Annotated in this window: 11 protein-coding genes; 3 read left to right on the top strand and 8 right to left on the bottom strand. The window is 69.0% G+C overall.

From position 1 onward, the window contains the following. Nucleotides 1-14: 14 nt before the first annotated feature. The 6 genes from IEZ09_RS25825 to IEZ09_RS25800 form a co-directional block, all read right to left on the bottom strand. On the bottom strand, nt 15-1,538 hold the full coding sequence (locus IEZ09_RS25825; RefSeq protein ID WP_189256344.1) for an alpha/beta hydrolase: 1,524 nt from the start codon (nt 1,536-1,538) through the stop codon (nt 15-17). A 220-nt stretch (nt 1,539-1,758) separates the two neighbouring features. Further along, nucleotides 1,759-2,733, bottom strand: coding sequence for an ABC transporter substrate-binding protein (locus IEZ09_RS25820; protein WP_189256343.1), 975 nt, complete (start codon nt 2,731-2,733; stop codon nt 1,759-1,761). A 17-nt stretch (nt 2,734-2,750) separates the two neighbouring features. Next, nucleotides 2,751-3,788 (bottom strand): ABC transporter permease, encoded by a 1,038-nt coding sequence (locus IEZ09_RS25815; protein ID WP_189256342.1) that lies wholly within the window; start codon nt 3,786-3,788, stop codon nt 2,751-2,753. Further along, on the bottom strand, nt 3,785-4,549 hold the full coding sequence (locus tag IEZ09_RS25810) for an ATP-binding cassette domain-containing protein (RefSeq protein ID WP_189256341.1): 765 nt from the start codon (nt 4,547-4,549) through the stop codon (nt 3,785-3,787). Before IEZ09_RS25810 ends, IEZ09_RS25815 begins: the two co-directional genes overlap by 4 nt. After that, entirely contained in the window at nt 4,546-5,577 is a 1,032-nt protein-coding gene (locus IEZ09_RS25805) for a class I mannose-6-phosphate isomerase (protein ID WP_229812963.1), read from the bottom strand. Before IEZ09_RS25805 ends, IEZ09_RS25810 begins: the two co-directional genes overlap by 4 nt. Continuing rightward, nucleotides 5,574-6,557, bottom strand: coding sequence for a LacI family DNA-binding transcriptional regulator (locus tag IEZ09_RS25800; protein ID WP_189256429.1), 984 nt, complete (start codon nt 6,555-6,557; stop codon nt 5,574-5,576). The genes IEZ09_RS25805 and IEZ09_RS25800 overlap by 4 nt, the downstream gene beginning before the upstream one ends. Before the next feature lie 313 nt (nt 6,558-6,870). On the opposite strand from IEZ09_RS25800, the gene IEZ09_RS25795 reads away from it, so the two are divergent. Further along, nucleotides 6,871-8,325: a glycoside hydrolase family 47 protein gene (locus IEZ09_RS25795; protein WP_189256340.1), complete on the top strand. Its 1,455-nt coding sequence runs from the start codon at nt 6,871-6,873 to the stop codon at nt 8,323-8,325. 66 nt (nt 8,326-8,391) lie between these two features. On the opposite strand, the gene IEZ09_RS25790 is transcribed toward IEZ09_RS25795, so the two are convergent. After that, on the bottom strand, nt 8,392-8,763 hold the full coding sequence (locus tag IEZ09_RS25790) for a hypothetical protein (RefSeq protein ID WP_189256339.1): 372 nt from the start codon (nt 8,761-8,763) through the stop codon (nt 8,392-8,394). Further along, a complete protein-coding gene (locus IEZ09_RS25785) occupies nt 8,757-9,092 on the bottom strand; it encodes a hypothetical protein (protein WP_189256338.1) in 336 nt (111 codons plus the stop codon). The genes IEZ09_RS25790 and IEZ09_RS25785 overlap by 7 nt, the downstream gene beginning before the upstream one ends. 141 nt (nt 9,093-9,233) lie before the next feature. Between IEZ09_RS25785 and IEZ09_RS25780 the strand changes: the two genes are divergently transcribed. Next, nucleotides 9,234-11,813, top strand: a complete 2,580-nt coding sequence (locus tag IEZ09_RS25780; RefSeq protein ID WP_189256337.1) for an NB-ARC domain-containing protein — start codon at nt 9,234-9,236, stop codon at nt 11,811-11,813. A 13-nt stretch (nt 11,814-11,826) separates the two neighbouring features. Beyond that, nucleotides 11,827-14,034: a GH92 family glycosyl hydrolase gene (locus IEZ09_RS25775; protein ID WP_308202426.1), complete on the top strand. Its 2,208-nt coding sequence runs from the start codon at nt 11,827-11,829 to the stop codon at nt 14,032-14,034. Nucleotides 14,035-14,048: the final 14 nt, after the last annotated feature.

The following is a 14,048-nucleotide window of genomic DNA, read 5'->3' as shown; positions in this document are numbered from 1 at the left end:
CGGTTTCCCCTCTTCTACCAACCGAGCTGGGTCGCGATCCTGCGTGCCTCGGCGAGCGGGTTCCGCACGGTCTCACCGGGTGCGGGCAGCGGAACCCCTGGGCACTTCAGGTCTTTCGCGGGCGTGACGCCGTCGACGAGGTACTGCTCGACGATGTCGTCGACGCAGGAGTTGCCGAAGCCGTAGATCCCGTGGTCGCCTTCGTCCTCCACGGTGAGCAGCACGGAGTTCCGGAAGTTCCGGTGGGCCTTCTGCGCGCCTTCGAGCGGCGTCGCAGGGTCGCGCACCGACTGCACCATCAACGTCGGCGCGACGCCGATTCCGTTGGGGTGCTTGAGCTGCACGTTCGGCCGGTCCCAGAACGCGCAGGGCCCCATGATCTGGTAGTAGCCGACGAGCGGCCACTTCGCACCATCACGCTCGGCGTCCCGTTCGAGGTACCTGCGCCCGCCGTGGAACGGCGTGTCGTTGCAGACGATCGAGTACGCCGTGCCGGTCTGGGCGTCCGGATAGCTGGCCTGCGCCGTCAACCGCGCGGGCACCGCACCGGCGAGCTCCGCGAACGTCTGCGCGGCATCGACGAAGGACGCCTTGCTGTACATCGCGCCGATCAGCAGGTAGTCGAGCGTCACCGGGTAGTAGACGCCTTCCGGTCGCGTGACGGGCTGCCGGGCCAGCTCGGCGCGCGTGCGTTCGTAGGCCTGGCGCACCTCCTCGCCGGTCTTGCCGAGGTGGTAGACGTTGTCGTACTTCGCCACCCACGGCAGGAAGTCGACGCGGAACCGGCGCTCGAAGCCCATGCCCCAGTCGTCGAAGATCGGCTGCCACGGCCCGGTGAACTCGACGTTGGAGTCGAGCACGATCCGGTCGAGCGTCTTGGGGAAGTACGTGGCGTAGTAGGCGCCCATCCAGCTGCCGCCGGAGTAGCCGAGCCAGCTGACCTTCTTCCTGCCCAGCAGCTGGCGCAGCAGGTCCAGGTCCTTGACCGTCTGGTCGGTCGTGACGTACCTGCCGAACTCGCCGGACTTGGTCTGGCAGAACTTCGCCTGCAGCTCGACGGCCCCGTAGAGCACGTCGAGGTTGGCCTTGCTGCGGTCGCGCGGATCGGTCACGCCGACCGGGTCGACGTTCCCGCACGTGACGTTGCTGCTGCCGCCGGTCCCGCGCACGTCGATGCCGATGATCTCGGCGTTCTCGCTGAGCTTGGGCCGGTCGAGGTAGATCAGCGGCATCGAGCGCCCCGGCCCGCCCGGTCCGCCGGGGTTGGTGAAGACGGTGCTCTTCGCCGTGCCGTTCCTGGGCCTGAGCCTGCTGACCGCGATGGTGATGGTCTTGCCGTTGTCCGGGTGGTTCCAGTCCATCGGCGCGGTGAAGCTGCCGCACTCCAGCCGTTCGGTGCCGGGAGGCGCTCCCGGCGGCGGCGTGTCGAAGCACTTCTGCCACTGGATCTGCTGGGTGGCGCTCGCCTGTGCCTGTGGTGCGATGAGCGACGTGGCGGTGAGGACGGCCAGCGTCGCCGCCAGTTTCCTGCGGTGCATCCGGTTGTTCCCCCTTCTGTCGGCCGAGCCCGGCCGGCACCCCAGCTCATCGCGTCCGGGGGTACGGGAACATCGGCCTAAGGGTGGCAACCGGATACAACTCTGGTCTTACGCCGACCCGGCCAAACCCCTATGACGTTCGTCATCCGACGTAGATGAAGGGGCTCCTTCATCCACCTGACGTGGATGAAGGAGCCCTTCATCGATCTGAACGTCGAGGTCAGCAGGACTGCTTGTAGAAGTACTTCGAGTTCTTCTCCGCGTCGTCCTTGGTGATCGCGACCAGGTCGGTCTCGATGTTCCGCTTGGTCGCCTTGCCCTCGATCGCGGCCAGGGCCTGCTCGACGCCCTGCTTGCCGATCGTGGCCGGGTCCTGGGCGATCAACGCCTGCACGGTGCCCGCCTTCAGGTCCTCCACCTGCTTCGGCGAGGCGTCGAACCCGACCAGGTTCACCGCGCCGGTCTTGCCCGCGTTGCGCAGGCCGGTCGCCGCGCCCTCACCGGTGTTCAGGTTGGTGGCGAACACGCCGATCAGGTCCGGGTTCGCGGCCAGGGTCGCGGTCACCTTCGAGGCCGCGGTGGCGGGCTCGTTGTCGGTGTACTGCTGGCCGATGTACTTGAGGTTCGAGTACTTCTTGATCTCGTCCTCGAAGCCCTTGGCACGGGCGTCGGTGGTGGACGTGCCGGCCTTGGTGTTCAGCACCAGCACCGAGCCGGTCTTGCCGGCGCTGAGCTTGTTGAGCGTCTCGGCGGCGAGCTTGCCGCCCTGCTCGTTGTTGGACGAGATGGTGGACGAGGCGATCGAGGTGTCCTGGAGCTTGGTGTCGACCTCGACGACCTTGATGCCCGCGTCCTTGAGCTGCTTCATCGGGCCCGCCATGGCCTTGTCGTCGGTCGGGGCGATGAGCACCGCGGCGGGCTTGGAGGCGAGGACGCCCGTGACGATCGGGGTTTGCTGGGCCGCGTCGAACTTGGCGGGTGCCTGCGTGTCGAACTCGTAGCCCGCGGCCTTGGCCGCCTCCTGGAAACCGCACTGCATCGAGATGTAGAACGGTTCCGCCGTGATGCCGGGGATCAGCACCAGCTTCTTGTTCGCGGCGGAGTTGCCCGAACCCGAATCGCCGATCTGCCCGCCTCCGCCACACGCGGCGAGCAGGAAAGCGGCTGAGAGGGCCACTGCGGAGCGGATCTTCATTGGTCCAGCACCTTTCCCTAACGTTGGTTGCGCGCCCGCCGCCGTGTCTGGTCCAGCCACACGGCGGCCACCAGCACGATCGCGACCGCGATCGGCTGCCAGAACTCCTTGACCCCGATGATCACGAGGCCCTTCTCCAACACCGCCGGGATGAACACGCCGAACACCGTGCCCAGCACCGAACCCGTGCCGCCGAAGATGCTGGTACCACCCAGGACGACGGCGGCGATCGCGTTCAGGTTGTCCGTCTCGTGGCCGGTGACGACCGCGACGCGGAAGAACGCGTTGCCCATGAAGCCCGCGAGGCCCGCGAGGGTGCCCGCGAGCAGGTACACCTTCGTGAGGTGGCCGCGCACCGAGATGCCGACGCGCCTGGCCGCCTCCTCGTTCGAGCCGACCGCGTAGGTGTAGCGGCCGAACCGCGTGGTGGACAACAGAAGCGCGCCGAGCGCGGTGACGATCGCGGCCACGATCACGATGTTCGGGATGCCGAAGTACGTGCCTGAGCCGAAGGTGCGGTTCAGCTTGTCCGGGATGCCGGACACGTTGGAACCGTTGTTCAGCAACAGGGCCGCGCCCTGCGCCGCGCCGAACGAACCCAGGGTCACGATCAGCGGCGGGATCTTCGCTCGCGAGATCAACAGGCCGTTCAGCAGGCCCCAGACCGCGCCGCTCACCACCGCGACCAGCAGGCCGAACGCGATCACGCCCCAGCCGGCGTTCGTCGCGTCGCCGCCGGAGACTGCGTTCATCGCCATCGCGGACGAGACGCTCGCGAACACCAGCACGGATCCCACGGACAGGTCGATGCCGGACGTGATGATCACGAAGGTCATGCCGACCGAGAGCACCAGCAGCACAGCGGTTTCCGCGAGCAGGAACTGCAGCGTGGTCACCTGGAACACCGCGTCCGGCCGGATCGCGCCGAACACGGCGATCAGGACCAGCAGCACCAGGCCGATCCACAGCGTGTTCGCGCCTGTCAGACGCTTCAGCAGCGGGGTGCGCTGCTCGTCCGACTGAGCTGACAACGTTGTCTTCTCATCGGTCATCATGCGGCGTCCTCTTGCGACAGTGCGCCGGTCATTGCACCGACGAGCTCTTCAACGGTCGTGTCGGCGGCCTTGAAGCGGGCCACGCGGCGGCCGAGGCGCAGCACCTCGACGCGGTCGGAGACCGACAGGACCTCCGGCATGTTGTGCGAGATCAGCACCACGGCGATGCCCTCGTCGCGCACGCGCTTGATCACCTCCAGCACGCGTTCCCGTTGCACCACACCGAGAGCGGCCGTCGGCTCGTCCATGAACACGAGCTTCGACGCCCACGCCACCGAACGCGCGACCGCGACCGACTGGCGCTGACCACCGGACAGCGCCGCGATCGGCACGTCGATGCTCTGCAGCGACGCGCCGAACCGGGTGAAGTGCTCCGCGGCCTGCCGGCGCATCGCCTTCTTGTCGAGCACGCCCAGCCAGCCGAGCACGCCGGGCTTGAGGATCTCCCTGCCCAGGAACATGTTCGCGGCCGGGTCGAGGTCCGGCGCGACCGCGAGGTCCTGGAACACCGTCTCGATGCCGCGGTCGCGGGCGTCGTTGGGGGAGCTCAGGTGGAGGGGCTTGCCGTCGAACAGCAGTGTTCCGCTGGTCGGCTGCTCCACCCCGGACAGGCACTTCACCAGGGTGGACTTGCCCGCGCCGTTGTCGCCGATCAGCGACACGACCTCGCCGGGGTAGGCGGTGAACGACGCACCGCGGAGTGCCTCCACGGTGCCGTAGTTCTTCGTGAGGTCACGAGCCTCCAGCAAGGGCTCGCTCATGGTGAGACATCCTCTACTGTGGACAGTACGGGCGGACGGCAGCGGATCGCCACCAGGTCACCGGTCAGCCCGAGCTCGCCCGCAGCGTGCGGAACGACGACGGTGCTGCCCTTGCGGACCTCCAGCTCGCCGAGCTGGCCTGACCCCTCCAGCACCACCAGCACGGCGAACGACGGCTCCAGTGCGAAGGAGCCCTCCACGTGCAGGCGGTCGGCCTGGAAGAACGGGTCGGCGTCGTGGCCGAGCAGGTCGACCGACGGCGCCCACTTCTCGGACGTCTGGCGCACGAGCTTCTCCAGCCTGCCGCCCCAGCCGTGCCGGTCGACGCAGTCCAGCGCGACGTCGTAGCCGAGGCCGAGGTGACCGACGTCCGCGTCGGCGAGGAAGCCCTGCCACTCCAGCGTCACCGAGAAGTCCGTGGGCTGCTGCAGTTCGACGATGAACACCCCCTCGCCGATCGCGTGCGGCACACCGGCGGGCACGAAGACCGTGTCGCCCGGCCGGACGCGGACGGGGTTGAGCGAGTCGAGCATCGCCCTGGTGTTCTGCTCCGCCACCCATTCGGCGACGGTCTCGGCGGGCACGTCGTCGCGAAATCCGATGTAGACGGTCGGGTCCGGCCCGGTCGTGCCGACGACGATCCACGCCTCCGTCTTGCCGTGGCGGCAGTTCAGGTGCGAGGACGCGAAAGCGTTGGACGGGTGGCAGTGCACCGGCAGGCGCTGGCCCGCGTCGAGCAGCTTCACCAGCAACGCCGTGTCGGCGCCGAACTTCGCCACGTGCTCGGGGCCGAGCCACCCCTCCGGATCCGCCTCGACCGCGTCGCGCAGCAGCACGCCGTTCGGCAACGTTGTCAACCCCGCGTCGCTGCGCCCGAACAGCGTCGTCGTCGAGGCCACCCAGTCCTCCGGCCCGAAGTCGCCGCTCGTGCCGCCGCGCAACGCGGCGATCGCCTCGCCGCCGCGGTAGAACTGCTTCGGCTGGTTGGCCGGCAGGTTGACAGGCTGGTGGAGCACACCAGAACTCACGCGTGGACCTCCCCGGATCCTCGTGGCACCAAGCGCACCGGCAGCACGACGCGGCGCGGTGGTGAGTTGTCGCCGTCCAGTCGGGCGAACAACAAATCGGTGGCCGCCTTGCCGAGCGCGCTCGCGTCGTGCGCGATCACGGTCACCGGCGGCGACAGCAGGTCGGCGAGCTCGAAGTCGTCGAACCCCACCAGCGCGGGCCGTTCCGCGACACCCGCGAGCGAGCGCAGGATGTGCACGGTGATGCGGTTGTTGCCGGCCACGATCGCGGTCGCGGGTTCGCGCAGGTTCTGCAGCCGCTGCAACGTGGTCGCCACGCTGCTCTCGTCGTGCGGTCCCATCGCCACGAGCTCCTCGTGGTAGCCGATGCCCGCACGCACACAGCCCTCGCGGTAACCGCGCAGGCGTTCGTTGGCGGTGAAGATGTCCGGCGCGTCGCCGAGGAACGCGATGCGGCGATGGCCGTGTGCGGCCAGATGGGTGACGGCTTCGACGGTGCCGCCGATGTTGTCCACCAGCACGGTGTCCGCCACGACGTCGCCGGCGGGCCGGTCGAGGAACACGACGGGCGTGCCCGCGCGCATCTCCGGCACCAGGTAGCTGTGCTGCAGGCCGGCCGGAACGATCAGCAGCCCGTCGACCCGGCGGCTGCAGAACTCCAGCGCCAGCTCGCGTTCGCGGCCGGGATCCTCGTCCGACGACCCCGAGATCACCTGTCTGCCGCGCAAACGGGCGATTTCCTCGACAGCGCGCGTCACCCCGGAGTAGAACGGGTTGCCGACGTCCTCCAGCACGAGCCCGATGGTGCCGGTGGACGAGCCGCGGCGCAGGTTGCGGGCGCTCAGGTTCCGCCGGAACCCGAGCTGGTCGATGGCGGCCAGCACGCGCTCGGCGGTGGACGGGTGCACACCCGGCTCGTCGTTGACGACGCGCGAGACGGTCTTGATGCTCACGCCCGCGAGCCGCGCGACGTCGTTCATCGTCGCGCGACGGACCTTGCGCTGACCGGCAACCGGTCCGCTGGGGGACAACGTTGTCATAGTGGCCGTATCTCACCCCGCCTTCACGTCCTTGTCAACAGTTGCGGAACCGGTCAAGCGGCCACTTGTTGCGGCACTTGCTGTCCTGAACAGGACAAGTGCCCGCATTGGTCTTGACCACCGCCGTGTGCACTCCGCCAGGATCGGGTGCCAGACAGCGTTGTCAGGAACCGGCTGTCGATGAACGGCGCTTTTGTCCACCTCACGTGCACAAAAGCGCCGTTCATCGACAGCCACTGAGGGGAGATCGACGATGCGTGACCTGCCACGCCGTAGCGTTCTCGGCCTTCTCGGCGCCGCCGGGCTCGCGGGTGTTCCCGGTGTCGCCGCTGCTCAACCGTCACCGTCCGCGCCACCGCCTCCCGCGGAGACGGGCGCGGCTACTTCCGTTGGCGCGACGGCGATGGCGCCACCTCCCAGGGGCTGGCGCGCCGTCGCCGAGGACGTGCGCAACGAGACCCGCTGGGCCTGGCGGTCCTATGTGGAGCGTGCGTTCGGCCACGACCAGATCAAGCCGGTGTCGGGCGGCTACGAGGAGTTCTTCGTTCCCGGCCACCCGATGGGTCTCACGGTTGTCGAAGCACTGGACACGTTGTGGCTCATGGAACTCGACGCCGAGTTCGCCGAGGGCGTCCGCTGGGTCAAGGCCAACCTGAGCTTCGACGTCGACGCGCCGTTCCAGGTCTTCGAGACCAACATCCGGATGCTCGGCGGCCTGCTCTCCGCCTACCACGTGAGCGGCGACAGAGCGTTGCTGAACCTCGCTCGCGACCTGGGCGACCGGCTGCTGGTCGCCTTCACCAAGTCGCCGACCGGAATTCCGTACCGCTACGTCAATCTGCGCACCGGCGCGGTCTCGTCGCCCGAGACGAACCTCGCGGAAACCGGTACGTACATCACGGAGTTCGGCTCGCTGTCGAAGTGGACCGGCGACCGGAAGTACTACAACGCGGCGAAGAAGGCCTTCCAGGTCACGTTCGACAAGCGGACGGCCTACGACCTGCTGCCGTGGGACGTGCACGCCGAGACCGGCGCCTGGCGCAACCGCTACGCCACGATCGGTCCGCCCGCCGACTCCTACTACGAGTACCTCTGGGACGGCTGGCACCTGTTCGGCGACCGCGATCTCAAGCGGTGGTGGGACGTTCTGCTGCGCGGCATCCTGCGCTACCAGACCGACGTCGTCGGCGGCAGGTTGTGGTTCGCTCAGGTCGACGCGTTCACCGGGCGGCGGGACTCCAGGACCCAGAGCGAACTTGCGGCGTTCTTCGGCGGGTTGCTGGCGGAGAGCGGCGACGTCGCGCGGGGCCGGGCTTACCACGATTCCTGGACGGCGGTGCAGGACCGGTACGGCGTGCTGCCGGAAGGCATCAACTACACCTCGCTGCGCCCCACCTCGGTCGGCAACCAGCTCCGGCCCGAGTACGCCGATGCGGCGTTCTTCCTGTGGCTCGCCACGCGTGACGAGATCTACCGCGAGCGCGCGTACCGGCACTACCAGGAGATGAAGCGGACCTCGAAGACCAAGTACGGCTACACGATCCTCACGGACGTCACGACCGGGGCGAAGGGCGACTTCTGTCCCGGCTACTGGTGGTCGGAGCAGCTCAAGTACTACTGGCTGATCTTCGGTGACGCCAGGAGGTTCGACTACACCAGCCACTACCTCAGCACCGAGGGCAACATCTTCCTCGGCGCCAGGAGGTGACGGGCTCCGGGTCTGAGCGTCGTGACGTGGCGGCGGCGGCGCTCAGGCCCGGTCTTCCTGCCCGCGTCACAGGCTCAGGCACGAGTCGTACATGATCTTGAACACCCGGTCGCGGCCCGGCGCGTCCTTCGCCATGGTGTTGTACATCTTCGTGTTGTCCGAGCAGGAGGCCACCAGGGCGGTGCGCGCCTTCTGCGCCTCTTCCTTCAGCTTGTTGCGCTTCAGCTCCTCGTTCGCCGCGATCTCCTCCTGGCCGGACTCGGTCACCTGCTTCTCCAGCTCCACGATCCTGCGCGCCGACTGGTCGCGCTGGGAACGCGCGTTGGCGTGCATGACCACGAGCACCACGGTGACCAGCAGGCAGACGGTGGCAACGCAGGCCAGGACCACGGGCAGGGTGCGCTTCGGCGCGGCAGCCGAGGGCTCTTCCATCAGCACTTGGACTCCATTTCCACGAGTGCGCGCAAGGTTTCGTCGTCGGACTTGTCCCGCGCCGCGAGGATCAGCTCCTTGGCGGCGATGGCGCAGGGCAGCTGCTTCTCACTGCTCTGCTCCAGCTCGGCGATGCGGCCGGTGACCTCGGTGTTCTCGCGCTGGTAGTTGGCTCGTTCCCGCTTGTTCTCCTCGACGGTCTCGGTCAGGTCGTCGACCCGCAGCTGGTTGGCGCCGGCCTCGTCGCGGGCGCCCAGGTAGAGGGAGAGCATCAGACCCGCCGTCCCGAGCAGCACCCCGATCAGCAGGCTGAGCGACACGATCGCGCGTTTCATGAGGCGAGAGAACACTTTCCGCTGGAGGCAGGCGGTCCCCGGTCCGCCCGGTACGGGGTCTGACCTCGGCTGATCGAATCCCCGGACCGGCCCGGTCCGGATCTCCTCCGTGGACTCCACCGGTGAAATACTGTGATCGGCATGGACGACCACGCCCCGGCCGATCCTCGTGCCACGTTCGCCGAAGCGCTGCGCCGGTTGCGCGGCACCGTGCCGGACGTGTCCGACGAGCTGCTGGCCCGCCGCGCGAGCGCCACCGCGCTGCCGTCGGGGCGCAAGGTCGGCATCAACGCCCGCCGGCTCGGCGAGTGGCTGCACGGCCGGTCCGTGCCTCGTCAGTTCGAGCCCGTCTTCGCACTGGTGCGGACGATCGCCGCTGCCACGGGGAGTGCTCAGGGCCCGACGGTGGAGCAGTGGCGACAGATGTGGCTGGCCGCGCAACAGCACCGCGTGACACCCGTTGCCGAACAGGACGAGCCGGGCGCCGAACTGGTCGTCGGCCGTCCGCCCACGGATGCCGTGGCCATGCGCGAACGGCCTGAGCTCGCCGATGCGATCGACGCCGCGTTGACCGGCGGCGACGCCCACGTGCTGCTGACCGGTCCCGGTGGCATGGGCAAGTCGCAGCTCGCGGCCGCCGCGTTCCACCGCGCCCGGTCCCGCGGCGGCGTGTTCGTCTGGGTGCCCGCGTCGTCACGGCAGTCCGTCGTCAGCACCTACGCCCGCGCCTGGCGGGTCATCGCCGGTGAGGACCGGCCAGGTCACCAGACAGGCGGCCACGGGTACGGCTACGACGAGGACACCCAGGCCGACCTGCTGGTCGCGTGGCTGCGGTCGGCGGACCGGCCGTGGCTCGTCGTGCTCGACGACGTCGACGACCCCGCCGACCTGGAAGGGCTGTGGCCGCTGGGCGAGCGGGGCCGGTGCGTGATCACGACACGTCGCCGCGACGCCCGCCTGATCCGCGAGGGGGTCGCGGTCGTCGAGGTCGGCGTGTTCGGACCGGCCGAGTCGGTGGGCTACCTGCGCAGCCGGCTGGGTTCGGCGACGCGGGACGACGCCGAGCTGGCCGGCCTCGCGCGGGCACTGGGGCACTTCCCGCTCGCACTGGGGCAGGCGGCCGCGTTCGTCATCGACACGGGCATGGAGGTGACCGCCTACCGCGAGCTCGTCGAGGGTGAGCGAGAGCGGCTGGCGGACCTGTTCCCGGCGTCGTCACCCGCGGACGGCTACGACCGCACGGTCGCCACGACCTGGCAGCTGGCCGCGCGGCGCGCCGAGGCCCTGGCGAAGCCCGGCACCGTGCCGCGCATGCTCGAGCTCGTCTCACTGCTCGCTCCCGGCCATGTGCCGGAGGCGGTCCTGCTGACCACCGCGGCCTGCCGCTGGATCGGTGGTACGCGGCTCGACGCGCTCATGGCGTTGCGAGCCCTGCACCGGCTCGGGCTGGTCGACCACGAGGCGCAGGTGGTCGCGATGCACGCGTTGGTGCAACGGGCCATCCGCGAGGCGATGGCCGCCGCGACGGTGCCGGAGGCGGTGCAGGCCGCCGCCGACGCGCTGGACGAGTCGTGGACGGCCGCGGAGAACGCGCACGACATCGAGGCCGTCCACACCAGCATCGAGGCACTGCGGCGGGTCGCGGGCGAGCACCTGTGGCAGGGCCGGATGCACCCGGTGCTGCGCCGCGCCGTCGAGCACCTGGACCACGTCGGCCGCATGGCCGCGGCCCGCGACACCGCGGAGGACCTGCTGCGCACAGCCCGGTCGCGGCTCGGGCCGGCGCATCCCGATGTGGTCTTCCTGCGGGTGTCGTCGGCGTGCGCGACCGGCGAGCTCGGTGACCGGACCACGGCACTGGCGGCGCTGAGCGCGATCCGGAGCGACGCCGAGCCCGTGCTCGCTCCGACCGACCCGGACGTGCTGCTGGCGCGGATGCACGAGGCGCGGCAGCGGTTCGAGCTCGGCTCGGCGACCACCGCGCTCGACGACATGACCGCCCTGTACGACGACGCCAAGGCCACGCTCGGCCCGTACCACCAGACGACCCTCTACATCCGCCGCCACATGGCGTTGTACCGCGGCATGGCGGGCGACCCGGTGTCCGCGCGCGACGAGTACGCCGCGCTCGCCGAGGAGCTGGTTGCCCGGTTCGGCGCCCTGCACCCCCAGACGCTGATCACCAGGAGCGAGCTGGCCAGGTGGCTCGGTGAGACCGACGCCCCGGAAGCGGCCGTGGAGGCTTATCTGGCCGCGACCGCGGACATGGAGGTGGTGCTCGGCCGGCTGCACAACGAGACCCTGATCGCCCGGCACAACCTCGCGTACTGGCGCGGCCTCGCCGGCCAGCTGCCGGAGGCGGTCGAGGAGTTCTCCGTCGTCGCGGAGGACAGCGCGACGGCGGTCGGCCCGCGCAACCCGACGACGCTGATCGCCCGTGTCGCGCGGGCCTACTGGCTGGGCGTCGGCGAGGACCCCGCCGGTGGCATCGCCGAGCTCGACGAACTGGAGCACGTGCTCGGCGAGGTGCTGGGCGCCACGCACCCGCGCGCGCTGCGCCTGCGCCGCCAGCGCGCCGAACTGCGTCATCGCGGCGGCGACACCGAGGGTGCGGTCGCGGAGCTGACGGCGGTGCTCGCCGAAATGCGCGCGGTCCAGGACGAAGACCATCCGTACACCCGCGAAGCGGCCGCTCTTCTGGCCGACTGGGGGAGAACCTGATTAGGTGAAACCCGTGGACGCACTGGATCCCATTGAGTCGGTCAACACGTTCATCGGCACAAAGGACGAGGGCAACACGTTCCCCGGAGCGTCCATGCCGTTCGGCAAGGCCCATTCCAGCCCGGTTGGCTCGCACTACGCCGGCTACCGCTACGACGACCAGGTGATCCGCGGCTTCGGCCACTTCTTCCTGTCCGGCGCCGGGTGCTGGGAGCAGGGCGGCCTGGTCCCGATCCTCCCGGTCACGCAGCTCCCCGGCAGTTTCGACCACAAGCGGTACGGCGCCAGGTACACGCACGACGGTGAGATCGGCAAGCCCGGTTACTACAAGGTCAAGCTCGATCGCGACATCACGGTCGAGTGCACCGCGACCACGCGCGCGGGGGTCGAGCGCTACACGTTTCCCAGTGGTGCCAAGGGCACGCTGCTCGTCAACGTCGGCCAGGCCAACGACAAGGAACCGGTGTCGGCGAGCAGCATCAGGGTCGTCGACGACCGCACGATCACCGGAACCGTGGAGACGCAGGCGTTCTGCGGTGGCCGACCGTACGTCACCTGCTTCACCACCAGGTTCGACCGCCCCTTCGCGGAGTTCGGCACGTGGTCGCCGAGCGGAGCCAAGCCGGGGCAACGGGAATCCGCCGGCGGTGCCGGGCTACGGGGCGCGTGGGTCACGTTCGAGCCGGGACCGGTCACCGCGGCCACGGCACTGTCCCAAGTGGACGGACAAGGCGCGACCACCAACCTGGAGACCGAAATCGCGGGCAAGTCGTTCGACGAACTCCGCAACGAGGCCCAGGACGCCTGGCGCCAGGAGCTCTGCTGCATCGAGATCGAGACGGAGGACTGGGACGAGCGCGCGGTTTTCTACACCGCGCTCTACCACGTGCTGCTGCAGCCGTTGACGGGCAGCGACGTCGACGGCCGGTATCGCGGCTTCGACAACCAGATCCACCACACCGACGGCTGGACGTACTACGAGTACTTCTCGCTCTGGGACACCTACCGGGCGCACAACCAGTTGCTGTCGTTGATCCGCACCCAGCGGTCGAAGGACATCGCCAGGAGTGTCCTCGCGATTCACGAGCAGGGCGGGTGGCTGCCGCGCTGGGCGTTCGCGAACCAGGAGACCAACTGCATGACCGGTGATCCGGTCACGCCGTTCCTGGTGGACCTGTGGCGCTTCGGGCACCTCAAGGGCTTGGAGGAACAGGCGTACCGGGCGCTGGTGCAGAACGTCGACGGGATTCCGCCGGAGAGCTCGCGGTTCCAGGGACGGTCGGGCAACCCGAACTACCTGGCCAAGGGTTTCGTCCAGTACGACAAGCGTTTTCCCAAGAAGGGACAGGACACCGACCCGCACCACGGAGCGTCGGCGACGCTGGAGTACGCACTGGCCGACGCGACGCTGGCGATCATGGCCGAGGAGCTGGGGCACAAGGAAGACGCGGAACGGCTTCGCAAGCGAGGGCTCAACCACCGCAACCTCTGGGACCACAGCGTCACCGACCGCGGGTTCACCGGGTTTCCGCGGCCCAAGCTGCAGAGCGGGGCGTGGCTCAGCCCGTTCAACCCCCAGGGGCCGGAGGGGTTCCACGAAGGCACGGCCTGGCAGTACCAGTGGCTTGCCCAGCACGACGTCAGCGGGCTGATCACGGCGCTCGGTGGCAAGGCGGCGGCAGAGGCGCGGCTCGACGACTTCTTCGCCTACGCCGATCTGCTCGTCGACCCGAAGCGGACCGTGCGGGAGAAGTGGGTTGTCGGGCCGTACGACTACTACAACCAGTTCCGGTACAACCCGAACAACGAACCCGACCTGCACGTGCCGTGGATGTACGCGTTGATCGGCAAGCCCGAGAAGACCTCGGTGGTGGTGCGGGCAGCGCAGACGTTGTTCGTCAACGGACCCGGTGGTGTCACGGGCAACGACGACCTCGGCACGATGTCGGCCTGGTACGTGTTCAGCGTGCTCGGGATGTATCCCGCGGTGCCGGGCACGGGGGAGTTCGTGCCGCACGCGCCCCGGTTCCGGCGTGCTGTGGTCCACCTGGAGAACGGCAAGGACATCGTGATCAAGGCGGAGGCCGCGGACACCGGGAAGACACAGGTGGTGGAGCGGATCAGGAGCGGGTGGCTCAGCCGGAACAAAGATCGGATCGAGCTGGCGGAGCTGCGCTCGGGGACCACGCTCGAGGTCGACCTCCACACACTTTCCAATTGAGACGCCGAAACGGT

The organism is Lentzea flava (genome assembly GCF_014648475.1).
Classification (GTDB): domain Bacteria; phylum Actinomycetota; class Actinomycetes; order Mycobacteriales; family Pseudonocardiaceae; genus Lentzea; species Lentzea flava.
This window is presented reverse-complemented; position numbering and strand designations above follow the sequence as displayed.